This is a genomic window from Magnetospirillum moscoviense (assembly GCF_001650635.1).
GTDB lineage: Bacteria > Pseudomonadota > Alphaproteobacteria > Rhodospirillales > Magnetospirillaceae > Magnetospirillum > Magnetospirillum moscoviense.
In genome coordinates this window covers 154,070-172,281 of sequence record NZ_LWQU01000130.1, presented here as the reverse complement: position 1 = coordinate 172,281, position 18,212 = coordinate 154,070, and the positions used below count along the sequence as shown (strand labels likewise).

Genomic DNA, 18,212 nt, shown 5'->3' with positions numbered 1-18,212 from the left:
TCAAAGTTTTAATATCCGTAACCAGAAAAATTTTCTTCTTCCGGCACCAGATTGAGTATGCAGCCAAGATTTCTTGCTCCTTCCAGCATGTCGAGGGTTCGTCGAAGCTGTCTGACCGTGGTGCGGTCGTTTTCGACGATGACCAGCGTCTGGCCGACATAGCCGGACAGCACGACAGCTTCGGTACTGGCCAGGATCGGCGGGGTGTCGATGATGATGATGCGGTCGGGGTAGCGGGCCGCCAGTTCCTGCATCAACAGGCCGAATTGCTTGCTGGCCAGCAATTCCGCCGAGTGCGGGTGCGACCTGCCGCCCGAGACGAACGACAGGTTCGGCACGCTGGTCCGTTGGATCAGGTCGCCGACCTGCAAAGTCTTGTCCACCAGGATATCGACCAGCCCGCATCCTTCGCGGGCACCCAGCAAGTCGCCCAGGAAACGGCGATGACCGTCACCATCGATCAACAAGACGTACAGATCGTGTTCGGCGCAGAAGCTCATGGCCAGGTTCAGGGCCAGGAAGGTCTTGCCCTCGCCGGGCATGGAGCTGGTGACCATGATGACGTTGTCATGGTGGCTGCCACCGGAAACGCCCTTGCGCCCGTTGGGAAAGGCGGTCTTCAGCAGCTGGCGCTTGATGGCGCGGATGGCCTCGGTGCTGGCGGTTCGCCCGGTGTCGGGGGTGATGAAGCCGGCGGCCTGCAATCTGGCGAAATTGATGTCGAGGAAGGCGCCGCCCGGATTGACCGGGACGATCGTCTCATCGACTTCCGGCGCCGCGATGGGCACGGCGGCTTCGATGATCCTGGGCGGCGGCATCGGCATCGTGTGGCCGCCGCCCAGACGGCTGGCGACGCGTTCGGCAAGCGAGCCGCCGTCGGGGCGATCAACCGACATGGTTCAGTACCCTTTGCAGGATGGCGGGCACGTCCAGGCGAAGCAGCGAGGGAAATGCCTGTTGGGCGAAGGCTGTCGCCAGGATCACGATATAGACCGCGAACAGGCCGCCGGCGGCGAAGGTGAAGTTGCGGACTTCGATCCGCCGCCGCGCCCGTCCGACCACATTGTCGACAAGGGGCATGGTGCCGTAGACCCGAAGATTGAATCTCGCCGCCAGGATTGCCGTCGATCCAATGGTGTCGTCGATGGCTTGGCGGAGAAAGACCACGCCACCGCCGGCGGCCAGGGCCATGACCAGCACCGCCGTCACCAGCAGCGGCCGGTTGGGGAATGCCGGGCTGGTGGGAACCTGTGGGGCCTCGATGATGCGGAACTGGATCTTGTCGCCCCTGGTTTCCGCGGCCTCGCTCAGACGGGCCGATTCGCGCCGGCCCAGCAATTCCTCGTACTTGGCCTTGATCACGCCGTATTCGCGGTTCAGGTCCGCCGCCTCTGCCTCGATGGCCGGGGCGCCCTCGGCCAGGGTCTGCAGGCGGCTGGCCTCGTCGCTGGCGATTCTGGCGCGGCTTTGCGCCTGGCCCAGATCCGCTTCCGCCTGGATCAGCCGCAGCTTGACCTGTTCGTAAAGCGGATTGGAGGCACGCCCCCGTCCGCCGCCGCGCGCGCCTTTTTCGTCGCTGGGCTGCAGGGCCTCGCGCTCGGCCTGCTGGCGCGCATGCTCCAGCGAGCGCCGGGTGGCGACGACATCGGGGTGCAGTTCGGTATAGCGGGCCTGCAACTGGTTCATCTCGGTTTCCAGTAGCTGGACGCGGCCCCGGGCCGACATCTGGGTCGCCGTCCCGCCCGAGATGATCACCGACCCCGGCGAATCCACATCGTGATAGGGCGAGATGGTGGCGAGATTGGCGTTCAGCAGGGCGCGTAGCGCGATCATGTCTTCGACCTTCGCCTTGGCGATGGTCAGCTCGCGCTGGGCGGCGTCGATGCGGGTCGAAAAGCTGACGTTGCCCTCGCCGGCCAGGACGCCGACATGGCGGGACCTGAACTCGGCCAGGCGGCTGTCGGCCTGCTTCAGTTTGCGTTCGTAATTGGCGATTTCGTTCTCGATGAAATTGCGGGCGTTGCCCATGCTCGAACGGTTCTGGCCCAGGTTGGTCTCGACGAAGATGTTCAGCAGGGCCTCGACGATCTTCTTGGCCATCTGCGGATCGGAATTGGAATAGGTGACCGAGAACAGGTTGTTGCCCTCGGTCTTGACGACGATCTGCCTGGAAAGCTTGGTATAAAGGCGTTCCTTGTCCTGCTCGGATTCCAGGTCGAGATCAAGGTCGGCGGAATGGGCCACCGAGGCCATGTTCTTGCGATTGAGCAAGGTCCGCTGCAAGACCTCGATCTGCTTGATCACGTCGGCCTGCACGGTGATGTTGCGCAGCAGCGGCGTCAGCAGGTTCTCGGTATCGACATAGATGCGGGTCATGGCGTCGTAGCGGTCGGGCAGCACGATGATCACCAGCCAGCCGCCGACCGACACGATCCAGCCGATGGCCAGGATAATCCGCCGCTGACGCCAATAGGCCCGGAGTTCGGTCCAGAATGCCGCTGGAATGATGGTGTTCATGGGGCGCCTCTTGTTCCGTCCGACAGCGGTTCGGCGTCGATCACGGGGTCCTGTCCACTCAGAAGTAGCTTTGCGGGATGATCAGGATGTCGCCCGGCGCGACCGGCACATTGGCCGAGATGTCGCCGTCGTTCAGCAGATCGTCCAGGCGGACCCGGTAAATCATTCTTCGACCATCGACGGCTCGCACGATCGACGCCCGGTTGCCGGCGGCATACTGGGTCAGGCCACCGGACAAGATGATGACGTCCAGCACGGTGATGCCGTTGCGATAGCTGATCGATTGCGGTTTGGATGCTTCGCCGATGACGCGGATCTGGCGGTCCAGCGGTCCGACGAAATCGGTCATCATCACCGTGACCACCGTCCCCTTGACGAATTCCGACAGCTTCTGCTCGATCTCGCGCCCCACTGCCGAGGGTGTCTTGCCTTCGACCGCCAGATCGTCGATCAGCGGGACCGAGATGCGTCCGTCCGGGCGGACCCGGACCATTGTGGACAATTCGGGACTGCGCCACACGAAGACCTGCAGCTGATCGCCGGGGCCGATGGTGTAGTCCCTGGTGACGGCCGATCCCGGCGAGATCGTGGCTGGGGCGTCGGGACCCGGAACCGAGCAGGCGGCCAGCAACGCGGTGGCGATCAAGACGCTTGCCGCGGCGAAGATGTTGCGCGCGATCATGGTGTGGCCCCCTTTGGTGCGAACAAGAAATCAGCCCGGCGGCCCGCAGGCAGCGACGATAAGCGCCCGCCCTTGATGGCGGCCAGGGTCGGAAACTACTCATGCGCCGGTTGCCGCACCTCATCCTTTGACCGGAACGAGCAGGCGTTCCAGCGCCGCCAGTTTGTCGTCCCAGTCATAGGAGCCGAGGATGCGGCGCCTGGCCGCCTCGCCGATCGAGGACCCGGCCGGGTCGTTCAGGGCCTTCACCGTCGCCGAGATGAAGGTGGCGGTATTGTCGGCAAGCAACAGATCGCGCCCGGCTACGGCGTCGATGCCCTCGTAGCCGGGTCCGGTGGTGATCACCACCTTGGCCATTGCCATGCCTTCCAGCACCTTGTTCTGAATGCCGCGCGCCACCCGCATCGGGGCGACGCAGACCGCCGCATGGGCCAGATAGGGGCGGATGTCCGCCACGCGGCCGGTGACGGTGACGCCGGGCAGGGCCCTCAGGCGATTGACCCGGGCGGTCGGATTGCTGCCGACGATGAAGAACGCCGCGTCCGGCACCGAGCGGCGAATGGTCGGGAGCATGCTTTCGGCGAACCAGGTGACGGCGTCCTCGTTCGGCCAGTAATCCATTGCCCCGGTGAACACCACGGGGCGCGTTCCCGGGGGGAACGGATTTGGCCGTGCGGCGTCGGGGGCGAAGAAGTCGGTATCGACACCGTTGGAAATTGTGACGGTCTTGGCAGAGGCTGCCGGAACCAGATCGCGAAACAACGCCGCCTCGGCGGACGAGACGAAGACGCAAGCATCGACTGCAGCGGCGATTTGGGCGTCGTAGGCCAGAAGATAGCGGCTTTCCCGCTCGAACACCCAACTGAGCGGCCATGGGCGCATGTCCGCATACTGGCGCCATTTGTCGGAATCGACATCGACGAAATCCATCACCACCCGCTCGGGGCGATAGGGCGCGTCGGGGCGCAGATATTGCCCCATGACCGAGGAATACAGAAAGGCGGCGGGCGGGCGAAGGTTGAGCAAGACGCTATCGACCCATGCCTGCAAACGCCGGCTGCGGAAGTAGGGCTCGCTCATCGAGGTGCCGTTGAACAGCCCCGACAGACTGCGCAGCTTGGCGCTGCGCCGGTTCAGGCCGATGCAGCAGATGTCCAGGCAATAGGGGCGCAGATCATCGACATAGTCCCAGTCCTCGGGGGCATCGATGAAACAGCCCAGATGGACCCGCCACGATTTGGACAGGTGCTTCAGGATCGAGAACGACCGGAGCTTATCCCCCTTGTTGGGGGGGTAAGGTATCCGCTGGCAAAGTAGCAATAAATGGTTCATGGTGAAAATTGTTACATCAATGGATTGTTTGTATATAAAAAAATGTACGCACACTACTAACGCCCATATGAGTATATGTACTCAGATGAACAAAACCTTGTCAGTGCTTGGTGTGGTCTGCATGAAAGATTGTCGTGATTTGCCGAGTGGTCCTGGCACCCGTGAGGGCGGTGACGCAAGTCAGGTTGTCGATGGCCGGACATGGTCTTTGGCGGTTGGGGGCGTGTGCCTGGTCTTCCTGTTGATCGTGGTCCTGTTCCGGGGGGACGTGCGTGCAGCGGTCGGGTTGTGGCTGAGTTCCAGCGCCTATAGCCACGGACTCCTTATTTTGCCGGTCTTCGCCTTCATGCTGTGGGCCAAGCGGGCGGAACTGCGCGGATTTTCGCCGCGACCGACCCTGTGGGGCGGCGCCATCATCCTGGCCTTCGGCGGGGTCTGGGTGCTGTCCACCCTGTCGGGTGTGGCCGAGGCCGCGCAATTCGCCATCGTCGGCATGATCCAGGGCGTTCTGCTGACCCAGTTGGGCTGGCGCCTCTATGGGCTGCTGCTGCTGCCGTTCGGCTATCTGTGGCTTCTGGTGCCCAGCGGGGAATTCCTGGTGCCGATGCTGCAATCCTTCACCGCCCATGCGGCGGCCCGATTGCTGGAACTGGTCGGCATCGACAATTTCCTCGACGGACTGACCATCGAGGTGGCGTCCGGGACCTACCTGGTCGCGCCGGGCTGCGCCGGGCTCAATTTCGTGCTGGCCGCGCTGGCCACCGCGCTGGCCTATGCCGAACTGGTTTACCGGACCTGGGGGCGGCGGCTGGCCTTCGTGCTGGGGATGGTGGTGCTGGCGGTGGCCGGCAATGCCTTGCGGGTTTTCCTGATCATCGCCATCGCCCACCTGATCGAAGATGTCGGCAACATCGCCGACGACCACATCCTTTATGGCTGGGCTTTCTTTTCGGTGCTGCTGCTGGGCGGCATGGCCTTGGGGGTGCGATGGCGCCAGGACCATGGCCCCGGAAAAATCCCGCCGCGTGAGCGTTCGGCGCCCCGTGCCGCAATCCTTTCGGCAACCGCCGTCGCGGCGGTGCTGGTGATTTTGGCCCCGGCCCTGGTGTGGGTGATGTGGTCGGCCGAGGCGCGGGCGGCCCTCGCCTTGCCGGTCCTGTCCTGCGGGGTGCTGGGAAAATTGGCTGCCGACCCGGAATGGTCGGCCGATGTCGCCGAGGTCGATAGCCTGGCGGCCATCGATTGCGGCGGGAATGGCCATCGGATTCATTTCGTCATGGCCGCACTGGACCGGCCGGTCCGGCGGGGCAAGCTGGTGGGCGTCGAGCGTTGGGTCGGTGCCGGCGACGGGTGGACCCGCATCGCCCGACAGGTCGCGGCCGAACCGATCGGCGGCCTGCAGGTTCCGGTTCAGAAGGACCTCGAGGCCAATGGGCATCGTCGCCGGGTGATCTGGTCGCTGTTCTGGACCGGCGATGGCTGGCACCGACCGGGCTGGCCGGTCGCCCTTGCCGACCTGAAGGCGGAACTGGCCGGGCACCGCCACGCGGTGCTGGTGATGGCCGCAACCTCGGCGGATTCGGGCGAAGCGGCGGCAGCCGAGGCGCTGCACGATTTCCTGTCGGGACAGTCGGCGGCCTTCGACACCTTGTCCGGGCGGGGGCGCTGATGTGTGGATTGGCCGGCCTGTTCGATAGCCGGGGCTGTCGCGAAATCGACGGCGCCACCCTGCGGCGGATGACCGATTCCTTAGCCCATCGCGGCCCCGACGGCCGGGGCGAGCATGTCGGACCGGGAATCGGCCTGGGACATCGCCGCCTGGCGATCATCGATGTCGGCGGCGGCCATCAGCCGCTTTACAACGAAGACGGTCGGGTGGTGGTGGTCTTCAATGGCGAGATCTACAATTTCCATGACCTGGCCGTCGAGCTCCAGTCCCTGGGCCATGTCTTTCGCACCCACAGCGATACCGAGGTCATCGTCCATGCCTGGGAGCAGTGGGGCGAGGATTCGGTCCGGCGGTTTCGCGGCATGTTCGCCTTCGCCCTGTGGGACGAGGACCGACAGACCCTGGTCCTGGCCCGCGATCACCTGGGCAAGAAGCCGCTATATTACGGCGCGCTCGCCGACGGGATGCTGGTATTCGGGTCGGAACTGAAGGCGCTGCTGGCCTGTCCGGCAGTGCCCCGCGATCTCGATCCGCTGGCCGTCGAGGATTATTTCGCCTTCGGCTACATCCCCGATCCGCGCTCGATCTATCGCGCGGTCAGGAAGTTGCCGGCCGCCCACCTCCTGGTGTGGCGGCGCGGCGAGGCCAGCCCCCGGATCCAGCCCTTCTGGGATCTGGGTTTCCATCGGCCGGCCGTGACCGACATGGACCAGGCCAGGGCTGAGTTGATCGAGCGCCTGACCGAGGCGACCCGCCTGCGGCTGGTGTCCGAAGTGCCGCTGGGGGCCTTCCTGTCGGGGGGCGTGGATTCCAGCGCGGTGGTCGCGGTGATGGCCGGCCTGACCGCCGAGCCGGTCAAGACGTTCTCGATCGCCTTCGACGACGCCCGCTTCGACGAAAGCGCCTATGCGCTGCGCATGGCCCGGCGATACGCCACCGACCATCACAGCCGAACGGTCGGCACCGATGATTTCTCGCTGCTGGACCGGCTGGCGGAAATCTATGACGAACCGTTCGGCGACAGTTCGGCCATGCCCACCTACCGGGTCTGCGCCCTGGCCCGCCAGCGGGTCACGGTGGCGCTGTCGGGGGATGGCGGCGACGAATTGTTCGCCGGCTATCGGCGCTACGCCCTGCATGCCCGGACCGAAGCGGCGCGCCGCCTGATCCCTGCCGCCATCCGCCGACCGTTGTTCGGCTTTCTTGGCCGCGCCTATCCCAAGGCCGATTGGGCGCCGCGCCGGTTTCGCGCCAGGACCACCTTCCAGGAACTGGCGCTCGAGACCTGCGACGGATATTTCCAGGCGGTATCGGCGATCGATGATGCCGGCCGGGCGCGGCTGTTCAGCCCCGCCTTTCGCCGCGACCTCCAGGGCTATGGCGCCGTCGAGGTGCTGCGCGGGCATATGCGCCGGGCCGATACCGACGATGCGGTGCTGCAGGTGCAGTATCTGGATATGAAGACCTGGCTGCCGGGTGGCATTCTGGTCAAGGTCGATCGGGCCAGCATGGCCCATTCGCTGGAAGTGCGCGCGCCGCTTCTTGATTGCCGGCTGGCCGAGTGGAGCGCCGGACTGGCCCCCGATCTGAAGCTGAAGGGCGGCGAGGGCAAGGCGGTGCTGAAGCGCGCCGTCGAGCCCTTGGTCGATTCCGATCTGCTCTATCGTCCCAAGCAGGGGTTTTCGATGCCGTTGGCGCGGTGGTTCCGCGGGGCGCTGCTGCCCCGCCTGCAGGCCATGGCGGCCGGGCGGACCCTGGAGGGTAGCGGAATCTTCGACATGGACGAGGTGCGCCGGCTGGTCGGCCAGCACGCGTCCGGTCGCCATGACCATTCGGCGGCGCTGTGGCTGCTGCTGATGTTCGAGGCGTTTTTGTCCCACGCGGCCCAAGTGCCGCTTCGTCAACCGGGCGAGGTCAACGGCTACCATGTATGAGATCCTCAAAACGATCATTCTGCCGCCAGCATCGCTTCTGATCTTCGCGGTCGTCGGACTGATGTTGTGGCGGGCCGGCGCGGTGATGCGGCGGCTGGCCGTGGCCGCCCTGTTCCTGCTTTATCTGTTGTCCACCCCTGCGGTCGGCGACGGCATCCTGGCCGCCTTGGAAGTCATTCCGCCGATGGCGGTGGACGAGCCGTGGCCGGACGGCGGCGGGGCGATCGTCATCCTGAGCGCCGAGGCCAGATCGACGCCTGAATATGTCGCGCCGTCCCCCGGCTCGATGACCCTGGAGCGTCTGCGTTACGGCGCGGTGGTGCACCGGGCCACCGGATTGCCGGTCCTGGTCGGCGGCGGCGTGCCATCTGGCCAATTCTTCAGTCTGGCATCGGTCATGCAGCGTTCCTTGACCGAGGATTTCCAGGTGCCGGTATCCTGGGTCGAGGGGCTGTCCCAGGATACCCACGAGAATGCCGTGCGGGCTTCCGCCATCTTGAAGGCCGACGGGATTTCCTGGGTCATCCTGGTCACCCATGCCTGGCACATGCCCCGGGCTAAGCGGGTGTTCGAGGGGGCGGGACTGACCGTGATGGCGGCCCCGACCGCCTTCACGGTCGATCGATCCGGTCGGGGCGGCCGTGTCGGCGAATGGGTCCGCGAATTCCTGCCCTCGGCCAGGGCGATGCAGAACAGCTATCTCGCCTTTCACGAGATACTGGGGCAGGCCTTTTATCGCATGGCCTATCCGTCAGGCCCGGGCGTCCTTCTGTGACGCCAGCGGGCCAGGGCTGTGCCTAGCAAGGCGGACTCAGGCCCCCCGGGGCATCCGGACAGCCGCCATAAGCCCAGCAGGAGCGCCGGATAGACCGCGGCGCCGAGGGCGATATCCACGGCCATTCCGGCCAGAGGCGATGACAGGCTGTCGGGGTGCAGCAGGGTGATGGCCGCCGCCATCCCCGCCGCAGCGGCCACCGGACGCCACAGGATCGACGCCAGCTCCGCCGGGGAAATCCACTTCCAGGCCAGGATGCGGACGAAGATGCCGGCCAGGACAGCCACCATCACCGCGATGCGCGCGGCCGGAATGGCGTCGATGCCCAGCACAGTGGCGGCGGCGGTGACGGCGATGACGGCGATGACGGCGAAGGCCAGGTTGGCGAAGGCCAAGGTCCGTTCCCGACCGCTGGCGATCAGCACCGGGTCCAGCATCAGCCACACCCCTTCCAGGGCGCCGAAGATGCCCAGCCAACGGACGAAGGGAATGGCGCCCCGCCATTGCTCGCCCAACACCACAAGGACCGCATCCTCGGCGATGACCGACATGCCGACGCCGACGGCGCAGGCGATGATGGCGGCGAACCCCAGGACCAGGCGAAAGCTGCCTGCCAACGCCTTGGCATCATGGGCGACCCGGGCATAGGTCGGCATCAGCGCGCGTCCTGCCGGCAGCATGATCTCGCGCGTCGGCATCATCGCCAGGTCGAAGCCGACCACATAAAGGCCGGTCTCGCCCAGGGTGCCCAGCCGGCTGATCACCAGCGGGTCGCAGCGTTCGCCGGCCAGCCGGGCGGCGTTGAACAGAATCTGCCAGCGTGAGAACTGCCAGAAATCGCGCCAGCAGGACAGGCTCAGGCGCAGGCCCGGCGTCGCCGGGGCGATGGCATGGCTCAGCGCCACGGTTACCAAAGCCTGGGCCGGCATCGACCAGGCCAGGGCGGAATAATCGCGCAAGACCAGGACCAGCGCGATGCCGGACAGGAAGCTCAGCACCCGCTGTCCGACCAGATAGCGGAACTCCATGGCGAAATTCAAAGTGCGGCGGAACCAGATGATTCCGATGCTTTCGAAGCCCAGGATCAGCGGCCGAAGGGCTACGATGCGCAAGATGTCGGCGATGCGCGGGTCGCCGAAATGGATCGAGACCGGCACGGCCAGGGCGGTGACCAGACCCCAGGCGACGATGCCGGCGATGATCTTCAAGGTCCAGCCGGTGTGCAGCAATTCGGCAGGCGCGTCGGCGGCGCGCACCAGCGCCATCTCGATATCGCCGTCGGTGATGGTGATGATCAGATCGACGGCGATCATCGCCACGGCGACCAGCCCGAAATCGGTGGGGCTGAGCAGGCGGGCGAGGATGGCGGTGTTGACCAGGCCGATCAGCCGGATGACCCAACGCATCGACACCATCCACAGCGTGCCGCGGACCATGGCCCGACCGACGGTGCCGGTGTCAGCCGGGTCCATCGAGGGCCCGGCTGCGGATGTCCTGCGGCGTGGCCGCCTTGCCCGCCATCTCGTCGAAGAAGAAGTCCAGATAGCCCTGAAGCCAATCCAGCAGGGCGGTCAGGTCGGCCTGGTTGCGGACATAGGGCGTGCCGCCGACCAGCAGCGATGAACTGTGATAGGAAACCGAGAACAGGCGATGGCCGGCGGCGGCCAGCCAGCGGGTGACCCGTTTGGCCTCGGCCAGGGTGGTGCCTTCCGGGGTGAGCGGGATGCGGTCCAGCAGGCGCAGGCGCGACATCACCGCCGGCAGGCGCAACCTGGCCGCCAATGGCGAGGTCGTCCATGGATAGACCGTCTCGGCCAGGCCCAGGCGATCCATCAGCCCCACCATTCCTGCCGTCAGCGGCAGCTCCAGCAGGCTGCGGTCGGGGTCCAGCCAGAACGGATCGGGGCCGAAGGCGCTGAAATCGGGGCCGTGGCGCGGTTGAAGATTGACCCAGGGCAGGACGCTGCAATCGATGTTGTAGCCGTGCGTGCACAGTGCGGCAGCCGTGTTGCGGCCAAAGCCGTAGCGGCCGGCGCGGTAGATGGTGGGGCGCACCCCGAAGCTGGTTTCGATGGCGGTGGTCAGTCGCTTGATCTTGGCGCTTTCCAGCGCCTGGGGCAGGTTGCCGGCGAACGAGGTGTGAGGGGAAATTTCCTCGTCGAACGGCGGCGTGACCCACGAATGCAACTGCGCGCCGATCCGGCACCGCCCGTCGGCGAGAAACTCGGCCAGGGGACGGATTCCTTGGTCCTGCGATGCCACCGGATAATCGACCATATAGGTCGGAACCACGCCGAAGCGGTCCAGCACCTCCTGCGCCAGGATCTGCCGGGCGATGTTGTCGACGCTGACGGCGGTGCGGCGATAGCTGGTCCAGTCGAACTCCTCTTCGGCATCGACGATGACCAGCAGCAGGGGCGGGCTGTCGACCGGAAAGTGGATGAAGCGATCCGGCGCCGGGAAGGCCAGTCGGGTTTCGTCTGGTTTCATTCACGCTCTCGCTTGCGTTTTGGCCCTGCCGTCCCCATGGCCAGCAATCCGGTGGTCTCGCCATCCAGCGGGACCTTGTCATTGCGTCGGGCCCACAAGATGACGATTCCGATGCCGACAATCGACAGAAGAAGTATGAAGCCTTCCATATGAGTATCCATACTGCATCAGTTGCGGAAAATACTCACGATACCAGGTGATGAATAAGTTATCTGGTAGGCTTGTTTGGATATATAACAGATTTCATGCGGGACATCGTGCTTCTTGTGGCAATTATATTTTTCTTGGGAGTGGCGTTGCGCTATCCCTATGCCGGGACGCTGACCTGGGGGTGGCTCACCATCATGAATCCCCACATGATGGTCTATGGCTTCGCCCTGGGCTGGCCGTTCAATTTCGGTGTGGCCGTGGTCACCGGGGCGGCGTGGTTGCTGTCGGGCGGGAGCCGGCGATGGCCGGGGGATGGTCTGCCGTGGCTGATGGTCGCCCTGGTCATCTGGATGAGCTTCGATTCGCTGTTCGCCGTTGATCCCGACTGGTCGTGGCCGCTGTGGGGGCGCGTCGTCAAGATTTATGCCTTTATCTTTCTGTGCCTGGCGATGATCGACAGCAAGGCCAGGCTGCACGCCATGGTCTGGGTCATGGTCATCTCGATCGGCTTCTTTGGCGCCAAGGGCGGGGTGTTCACCCTGCTCAAGGGGGGCGCCTATCACGTCTACGGGCCCGACAACACCATCATTCGCGACAACAATCATCTGGCGCTGGCGGTGGTGATGACATTGCCGCTGGCCTATTACCTGTTCCTCCATACCAGGAACCGTTGGCTGCGCATCGGTATCGGCCTGACCTTTCCGCTGCAGATCGCCACCGTCCTGGGCAGCTATTCCCGGGGCGGGCTGATCGCCTTGGCGGTGGTGGCCGGGTTCTTCTGGCTGCGCAGCGGGCGCAAGGTGGTCCAACTGGTGGTCGCGGCCGTGCTGGTGGCCGGGGCCGTGCTGGTCATGCCGCCGGCCTTCTTCGATCGCGTCCAGTCCATCGACGGGGCCCAGACCGACGAATCCTTCCAGGGGCGGCTGACCGCCTGGAAAGTGGCCACCAACTTCGCCACCGACCATTTCCCGCTGGGGGCGGGGTTCGCCGGGCCGCAGCTGAAGATGGTTTATAATTACTATTTCCCCAATGCCGAGACCCATGCGGCGCACAGCATCTATTTCCAGGTCCTGGGCGAGCACGGCTTTCCCGCCTTGTTCCTGTATCTGCTGATCGCCTTGCTGTCGGTGCGCAACACGCGCATGGTGATCAAGCATTGTCGCGGGCGGCCGGAACTGGCATGGGCGGGCGATCTCGCCTCGATGGTCGAGGTCAGCCTGGTCGGCTTCTATGTGGGTGGGGCGGCGCTGTCCATGGCCTATTACGACGGCTTCTTGTTGCTGCAGGCCTTTTCCTCGATCCTGCGCGGCATGGTCGAGCGGGCTGCGATCGCGCCGATGGCGCCGATGGTGCGTTCGGCGATGCTCGCCAGCCAGCGCAGCGGACCGGGCCGATAGGCCAGGATCCACGCCAACTCGTCCTGCCCCGAGGCCAGGCTGGTCTTGTAGCGGGATTGGCCGGCCAGGAAACGATAGGTGGTCAGGCCTTCGCCGCGATAAAGCTGCATGGCCAGGACATGGGCCACCAGGCCCGGCCGAGCCTGGGCGTGGTCATCGAAGCGAAAACCGCTCTGGTAGGCATAGGCCACGCCCCGCCAGCGCAGGTTATAGAGATAGCCGATGACCTCGCCGCCGCTCTGGATGCGCAAAAGGTCCGTCACCCCCTCGTGAAAGCCGGTCGAGATCAGGCGGCGGTGGAAATCCCCGAAGGCGGGATCGGCAAACGCGCCGGCCTTGCCGCGTTGGCGCCACGAACGGGTATGCAGCGCCTCGAGCCGGTCCAGCCACTCAAGCGCCTGCGCGGCGTCGCTCGCCCGGTCCAGGATCAGTGGCGAATGGGCTTCGTAGTGGCGCATGGACCGGCGAATCTGCTGGCGGCTGTTTCGCGTCATGGCGGCCAGCAGATCGTGTTCGGGCCGAATTTGCAGGGCGGCGAAGGGGGCGGATTGCGGTGGGCGCAGCAGACATGTCGCCAGCCCCAGGCCATGGCACAGCGGGCGCCAGTGGCCGGCGACGCCCGACAGGGCCAGATCCCGTTTCCCACAGCTCTTGTCTGTCTTCATGGCGGCCAGCAAGGCCCAGGCGGCTTCGCTTTCCCTGCCGGCCAACGTCAGCAGCCCGTTATATTCCGTCATGATCCGGTCGCGTGCCGGATAACCGGATTCATTGAGATGCAGGGCGGGCGGCCGTAGCGCGAAAAGCCGGCTGTGCCCCATTCCCAACAAGCCGAGGCCGATGGTCCGTCCGTCGTCCCTGACCCGGACCAGCACCGTGTCCGCCTCCTGGGCGATCCCTGTCGCGGCAATCCACGGCCAGGACAGGAAGGCCGAGCCCGAGGATTTGCTTTCCAGGTCCCGCCACTCCTCCTCTAATCCGGGTGGCACCGGGCCGGGAGTGAACGTGGCCACACAACTCATCTTTGCTCACCAGCAATTGTTCGGGCAATGGTTTATGCTACAGCAAGAATTGAAATATGAAGTCGTCTTTGATTGCGTTATGCGTGGTATGAGTATTTTCCGATACTGGATTGGTCGATGGTCGGTTGATTATGTTTTTGGATGTTATAAATAAGATGCCATATGTGGATTTATAAAGTCATGAATTCAGAGTTACGTCACGGCATAAGATATTTGTCGTCGCAAAAAGCCGTTGTTGTCAGCAAGGCGAAAAACGGGAGCCTTGGCGTCATCACCAATCTCAGCAGCGGCGGATTATGCGTCGCAATGATTGGTTCTCCGAATCCATTAAAAGAAAATCGGATCGACCTGAAGGTTCACCGAAGGTCGTTGTTTTGTAATGTTGTGAATAGTGGCAGGGAAGGTCTGCACTGCCAGTTCGATGACTTCCTTGACGAGGGCGCGATGTCGACATTGTTCAACGTCACCCGGGACCCGCTGCCATACTTGCCGTATGCGGCGCCACAGCCACGGCTGCTGGGGCACCATTCCACCTATGACCGCACCGGACGGTGGACGGAGACGGTGGGACTGTCCGCCCCCCGCGCCACCGGCACCGCCTTGGCGCGGATTTATGCCGAGGGCTGCTTCGTCGCGCGCGAGCAGATCGACCCCGCCATCGAGGAGATGGATGCGGCGATGGAAGTGCTCAATCCCTATCAAACCCCTGACGAACGAGGCCATTGGGCGCGCGGATTCATCGATTCCATCCGCCACATGAGCAAGTATTGGCCCCGGTCGGGATGAAGATTCTCTATCACCACCGTACGGCGTCGCGGGATGGCCAGGACGTCCATATCGAGGAAATGGTGGCGGCGATGCGGCGCCAGGGCCACGAGGTCCTGGTGGTGGCTCCGGGCGGGGCCAAGGGCGCGTCCTTCGGCCATGACGGCGGTGTGGTGGCGCGGATCAAGCGGCTGCTGCCCAGGGTGCTTTACGAGGTTCTCGAACTGGCCTATTCGGTGCCGGCCTTCTTCCGGCTGGAACGGGCCTGCGCCGCCTTCGGTCCCGACGTGCTTTACGAGCGCTACAACCTGTTCTTCCTGGCCGGATTGTGGATGAAGCGATGGGCCGACATTCCCTATCTGCTCGAGGTCAATTCACCTCTCGCCCACGAACGCGACCGCCATGGCGGCTTGGCCCTGAAAGCGCTGGCCGGCTGGAGCGAACGGGCGGTGTGGTGCGGCGCCGACATGACCTTTCCGGTGACCGAGGTTCTTGCCGACTTCCTGCGCGCCGCCGGGGTGGCCGAACGGCGCATCCGGGTGGTGCCCAACGGTATCGACCGGCAACGCTTCCCCCTTGACGGCAACGGAACGGCGATCCGGGCGGAATTGGGCCTGACCGGCAAGGTCGTGCTGGGCTTCGTCGGCTTCGTTCGCGACTGGCATCGGCTGCCGGACGTGCTGACGGCGATGGCCGCGCTGGAGAACCCAGCCTCCCTGCATTTCCTGATTGCGGGCGAGGGCCCCGGCCTGGCGGCGGTCATCGATCAGGCCGCGCGGCTGGGTATGGCGGATTGCGTCACCTGCATCGGGCTGGTCGGGCGCGACCGGGTTTCCGACTATGTCGCGGCCTTCGACATTGCCCTCAATCCGCGGGTCGAGCCCTACGCCTCGCCGCTCAAGCTGTTCGAATATATGGGGCTTGGCCGCGCCATCATCGCGCCTGACCAGCCCAACATCCGCGAAATCCTGACCGATGGCGACAATGCCCTGCTGTTTCGTCCCGATGACCCGGCCCACTTCCGCGAGCGGATCGCGCAATTGTGCAGCGACGAGGCTCTTCGCGGACGACTGGGCCGCAGCGCCACGCGCACCATCGACGACAAGGGCTATACCTGGGACGACAATGTCCGCCGGGTCCTGGCCGGGGTGGGGCCGTCGAACAGGGCGCCATAGGCGAGGAACATCAAGGATTCATCGAAGGTGGCGCGGGCGTGGTCGGCATTGGCTGCGCCGATGCGTCCGGCTTGGGCCGGGTCGTCCAACAAGGCGCCGATGGACTGGGCCAGCGCCTGAGTCCGGGGGGCAACCACGAAGGGCCGGTTTTCCCGGCAAACCATGTCGCGGACGTCGCCGACATCGGTGGCCGCCACCGGCTTGCCGGCCGCCATCGCTTCCAGCACCGACAACGGCATCTGTTCGGTATTGGATGACAGGGCGAAGATGGTGAAGGCCGGCAGAAGGCTTTCGGGGGCGGCCATGGCGCCGGTGAAGACCACCCGGTCGGTCAATCCCAGCACGCGGGCCAGGGTGGTCAGACAGGGCATGTCCGGCCCGTCGCCGATGATCACCAGCCGGGCGGGGCGGGTGGCCGACACCAGCGCGAAGGCCTTCAGCAATCGCGACAGGTTCTTTTCCGACCGCAACGTCGCCACCGTGCCGATCACCGGTTCGGGTCCATTCAGCCCCAGCCGTGCCGCCAGTCCGTCGTCGGCCTGGCCGCCGAAGCGACGGCAATCGACGCCGTTGGGAATGTGGCGCAGCCTGTCCTTGGGCAAATGCCAGACGTTCCTGGCGATGCTGTAAAGCGTTTGCGATGGCAGCATGACGGTGGTGCGGCGCAAGGCCAGGCGCCTGGTCATCACCCGGCGTGGCAGCTGGCGCGCCACCTCGTCCGGCCCGAAGCCGTCTTCCATGTGCAGGTGTGGGCATAATCCCGGGATATTGGCCAACGCCCATTCGATGGTCCCCCAGTTCGAGGTGACCAGAAGATCGGGCCGCTCATCCTTCAGCACCTGGCGGAAGGTGTTCAGATTGGACCACAGCCCGGATTTCCTGACCGGAATCTCCAACTGGCGCGCATCGATGTCGGGGGCAAGCCGGCCCAGAGCATCGCAATTGCCGTTCATCGAGATGATGAGATGGCGATAGCGAGGCCCGAAATGGTTGGCCAGCTGGACCATGCGCATCTGCGCGCCCCCGATGGCGAAGGACGGGAAGACGTGCAGAAGGGTGCGGGGGGAAGACTGGCTCATGCCGCCACCATCCTGGCCGTGCGCTGCGGATGACCGTGGCCGGCGACGATTCGGCGAAACAGCGACAATTGCCCGGTGGTCGTCGCGTCCCAACTGAATTGCTCGGCGTGGCGGCGGGTGGCGGCCCGGTCGGGCGGCGCGGCGAGCAGGGCCGATAGTGCCGCCACGATCGCGTCGGGGGAACGTTGGGGCATCAGCAGGCCGGCTTCCGGGCAGGTGACCGCCTCGCCCGAGCCCCAGACATCGGTGGCCACCACCGGGGTGCCGCAGGCCATGGATTCCAGCAAGACGTTGGCCCAGCCTTCCCGGCTCGAGGCCAGGACCAGGGCGTCGGCGGCGCCGTAGATGTCGGGCAGGTCGCGATGCGCCACCTCGCCCAGGAAACGGACCCGCCCGTCCAGGCCGGCGGCGGCGGCCCTTGCCGTCAGGGCGGACCGCTCGGGGCCGTCGCCGGCGATCAGCAAGGTGAGTTCGGGCATCCGCGCAACGGCGTCGATGACCAGATGATGGCCTTTGCGTTCGATCAGCAGCCCCACCGAGACGACAACCGGACCCGATACCCCCAGACTCTGGCGCGCCGCCGCCCGGTCTCGCGGCCGAAAGGCCTGCAGATCGACGCCGTTGCGCAGGACCGTCACCGATTCGGCCGGAATGCCCAACGAGATCAAAGGCTGCTTCAAGGCGTGGCAAACGGTGATCAATCCGTCGGCCCGCCGGGCCGCCCAGCGGATCTGGGCGCGCGGCAGGGCGAAACGGGGGATCAGATTGAGATCGGTGCCGCGGGCTGTGATCACCAGCGGCTTCTTGAATTGCCGCGCGAGCAGGGCGGCGGCAACCCCGTCGGGATAGAAATAGTGGGCGTCGATCAGGTCGCAATCCGCAGCGGCCAGCAGGCGGGCGACGGTGTTGCGCACGCCCAGATACATCAGCAATGGTGCGACGCTCATGCCCATCTTGGGGATCACCGGATAGCGCGGATGCCATACGCCAAGTCCATGGCGCTCCTCATGGTCCGGCGCGGCGGCGATGCGATCCCAGCGGCCGGGCCGGACCAAGGGTTGGGGAACCCACGGGACAGGTGCGACGACGCGGGCGGTGATCTCGCCGCTTTGGACCAGGTGGCTCAGGCGGTTTTCGACGAAAACGCCGTTGACCGGCTGCGCCGCATTGGGAAACAGGGTCGAGAAGGTCAGGACCCGCAAGGGACGGTTGCCGTCGGTGTCCATGG

The 18,212-nt window shown here is 65.1% G+C and carries 15 protein-coding genes and 1 pseudogene; 6 read left to right on the top strand and 10 right to left on the bottom strand.

The genetic code is table 11. From position 1 onward, the window contains the following. Positions 1-8 precede the first annotated feature (8 nt). The 4 genes from A6A05_RS08800 to A6A05_RS08785 all read right to left on the bottom strand — a co-directional run bounded on the left by A6A05_RS08800 (position 9) and on the right by A6A05_RS08785 (position 4,531). The gene (locus A6A05_RS08800) at positions 9-896 is read right to left on the bottom strand and encodes a P-loop NTPase family protein (protein ID WP_082910821.1); all 888 of its coding nucleotides are present in this window, start codon (positions 894-896) and stop codon (positions 9-11) included. Then, positions 886-2,517: an XrtA system polysaccharide chain length determinant gene (locus A6A05_RS08795; protein WP_068499492.1), complete on the bottom strand. Its 1,632-nt coding sequence runs from the start codon at positions 2,515-2,517 to the stop codon at positions 886-888. The genes A6A05_RS08800 and A6A05_RS08795 overlap by 11 nt, the downstream gene beginning before the upstream one ends. A 58-nt stretch (positions 2,518-2,575) precedes the next feature. Then, positions 2,576-3,199 carry an XrtA/PEP-CTERM system exopolysaccharide export protein gene (locus tag A6A05_RS08790; protein ID WP_068499490.1) on the bottom strand — a complete coding sequence of 208 codons (624 nt, stop codon included), beginning with the start codon at positions 3,197-3,199 and terminating at the stop codon, positions 2,576-2,578. Positions 3,200-3,319: 120 nt separating this feature from the next. Continuing rightward, positions 3,320-4,531 (bottom strand): TIGR03087 family PEP-CTERM/XrtA system glycosyltransferase, encoded by a 1,212-nt coding sequence (locus A6A05_RS08785; protein WP_068499488.1) that lies wholly within the window; start codon positions 4,529-4,531, stop codon positions 3,320-3,322. 223 nt (positions 4,532-4,754) lie between these two features. Between A6A05_RS08785 and xrtA the strand changes: the two genes are divergently transcribed. Genes xrtA through A6A05_RS08770 form a run of 3 tightly spaced genes read left to right on the top strand, consistent with a single transcriptional unit; the run spans position 4,755 to position 8,909 of the window. Further along, on the top strand, positions 4,755-6,200 hold the full coding sequence (gene xrtA, locus A6A05_RS08780) for an exosortase A (RefSeq protein WP_068499486.1): 1,446 nt from the start codon (positions 4,755-4,757) through the stop codon (positions 6,198-6,200). Then, positions 6,200-8,134, top strand: a complete 1,935-nt coding sequence (locus A6A05_RS08775) for an XrtA/PEP-CTERM system amidotransferase (protein ID WP_068499484.1) — start codon at positions 6,200-6,202, stop codon at positions 8,132-8,134. Before xrtA ends, A6A05_RS08775 begins: the two co-directional genes overlap by 1 nt. Continuing rightward, positions 8,127-8,909, top strand: a complete 783-nt coding sequence (locus A6A05_RS08770) for a YdcF family protein (protein ID WP_068499482.1) — start codon at positions 8,127-8,129, stop codon at positions 8,907-8,909. Before A6A05_RS08775 ends, A6A05_RS08770 begins: the two co-directional genes overlap by 8 nt. Here A6A05_RS08770 and A6A05_RS08765 read toward each other — a convergent pair. From A6A05_RS08765 to A6A05_RS21485, 3 genes are read right to left on the bottom strand one after another with little or no spacing between them, the layout of a single operon-like run. After that, a complete protein-coding gene (locus A6A05_RS08765) occupies positions 8,879-10,381 on the bottom strand; it encodes an oligosaccharide flippase family protein (RefSeq protein WP_068499480.1) in 1,503 nt (500 codons plus the stop codon). The two genes, A6A05_RS08770 and A6A05_RS08765, sit on opposite strands and share 31 nt — an antisense overlap. Continuing rightward, positions 10,368-11,399 (bottom strand): polysaccharide deacetylase family protein, encoded by a 1,032-nt coding sequence (locus tag A6A05_RS08760; RefSeq protein ID WP_068499478.1) that lies wholly within the window; start codon positions 11,397-11,399, stop codon positions 10,368-10,370. Before A6A05_RS08760 ends, A6A05_RS08765 begins: the two co-directional genes overlap by 14 nt. Beyond that, positions 11,396-11,548, bottom strand: coding sequence for a hypothetical protein (locus tag A6A05_RS21485; protein ID WP_156520972.1), 153 nt, complete (start codon positions 11,546-11,548; stop codon positions 11,396-11,398). The genes A6A05_RS08760 and A6A05_RS21485 overlap by 4 nt, the downstream gene beginning before the upstream one ends. 96 nt (positions 11,549-11,644) lie before the next feature. Here A6A05_RS21485 and A6A05_RS08755 point away from each other — a divergent pair. Beyond that, positions 11,645-12,799 (top strand): annotated as a pseudogene (locus A6A05_RS08755) (putative O-glycosylation ligase, exosortase A system-associated); the annotation flags it as partial. 11 nt (positions 12,800-12,810) lie between these two features. On the opposite strand, the gene A6A05_RS21780 reads toward A6A05_RS08755, so the two are convergent. Beyond that, complete coding sequence (locus A6A05_RS21780) at positions 12,811-13,956, bottom strand: GNAT family N-acetyltransferase (protein WP_245644235.1); 1,146 nt, start codon at positions 13,954-13,956, stop codon at positions 12,811-12,813. A 171-nt stretch (positions 13,957-14,127) separates the two neighbouring features. Between A6A05_RS21780 and A6A05_RS20780 the strand changes: the two genes are divergently transcribed. Beyond that, a complete protein-coding gene (locus A6A05_RS20780; protein WP_156520971.1) occupies positions 14,128-14,751 on the top strand; it encodes a hypothetical protein in 624 nt (207 codons plus the stop codon). Beyond that, positions 14,748-15,905, top strand: a complete 1,158-nt coding sequence (locus tag A6A05_RS08735; RefSeq protein WP_068499471.1) for a glycosyltransferase family 4 protein — start codon at positions 14,748-14,750, stop codon at positions 15,903-15,905. The genes A6A05_RS20780 and A6A05_RS08735 overlap by 4 nt, the downstream gene beginning before the upstream one ends. Here the strand turns inward: A6A05_RS08735 and A6A05_RS08730 are convergent. Both A6A05_RS08730 and A6A05_RS08725 read right to left on the bottom strand, forming a co-directional pair. Then, a complete protein-coding gene (locus A6A05_RS08730) occupies positions 15,839-16,984 on the bottom strand; it encodes a glycosyltransferase (RefSeq protein WP_068499470.1) in 1,146 nt (381 codons plus the stop codon). The two genes, A6A05_RS08735 and A6A05_RS08730, sit on opposite strands and share 67 nt — an antisense overlap. Next, positions 16,981-18,210 (bottom strand): glycosyltransferase family 4 protein, encoded by a 1,230-nt coding sequence (locus A6A05_RS08725; RefSeq protein WP_082910817.1) that lies wholly within the window; start codon positions 18,208-18,210, stop codon positions 16,981-16,983. The genes A6A05_RS08730 and A6A05_RS08725 overlap by 4 nt, the downstream gene beginning before the upstream one ends. Positions 18,211-18,212 lie beyond the last annotated feature (2 nt).

Excerpts from the sequence above, each read along its gene's own strand:
- A6A05_RS08800 (WP_082910821.1), bottom strand. The coding sequence starts at position 896 with ATGTCGGTTGATCGCCCCGACGGCGGCTCGCTTGCCGAACGCGTCGCC.
- A6A05_RS08730 (WP_068499470.1), bottom strand. The coding sequence starts at position 16,984 with ATGAGCCAGTCTTCCCCCCGCACCCTTCTGCACGTCTTCCCGTCCTTC.
- A6A05_RS08760 (WP_068499478.1), bottom strand. The coding sequence starts at position 11,399 with ATGAAACCAGACGAAACCCGACTGGCCTTCCCGGCGCCGGATCGCTTC.
- A6A05_RS08790 (WP_068499490.1), bottom strand. The coding sequence starts at position 3,199 with ATGATCGCGCGCAACATCTTCGCCGCGGCAAGCGTCTTGATCGCCACC.
- A6A05_RS21485 (WP_156520972.1), bottom strand. The coding sequence starts at position 11,548 with ATGGAAGGCTTCATACTTCTTCTGTCGATTGTCGGCATCGGAATCGTC.
- A6A05_RS08765 (WP_068499480.1), bottom strand. The coding sequence starts at position 10,381 with ATGGACCCGGCTGACACCGGCACCGTCGGTCGGGCCATGGTCCGCGGC.
- A6A05_RS08785 (WP_068499488.1), bottom strand. The coding sequence starts at position 4,531 with ATGAACCATTTATTGCTACTTTGCCAGCGGATACCTTACCCCCCCAAC.
- A6A05_RS20780 (WP_156520971.1), top strand. The coding sequence starts at position 14,128 with ATGTGGATTTATAAAGTCATGAATTCAGAGTTACGTCACGGCATAAGA.
- A6A05_RS08735 (WP_068499471.1), top strand. The coding sequence starts at position 14,748 with ATGAAGATTCTCTATCACCACCGTACGGCGTCGCGGGATGGCCAGGAC.
- A6A05_RS08775 (WP_068499484.1), top strand. The coding sequence starts at position 6,200 with ATGTGTGGATTGGCCGGCCTGTTCGATAGCCGGGGCTGTCGCGAAATC.
- A6A05_RS08725 (WP_082910817.1), bottom strand. The coding sequence starts at position 18,210 with ATGGACACCGACGGCAACCGTCCCTTGCGGGTCCTGACCTTCTCGACC.
- A6A05_RS08795 (WP_068499492.1), bottom strand. The coding sequence starts at position 2,517 with ATGAACACCATCATTCCAGCGGCATTCTGGACCGAACTCCGGGCCTAT.
- A6A05_RS08770 (WP_068499482.1), top strand. The coding sequence starts at position 8,127 with ATGTATGAGATCCTCAAAACGATCATTCTGCCGCCAGCATCGCTTCTG.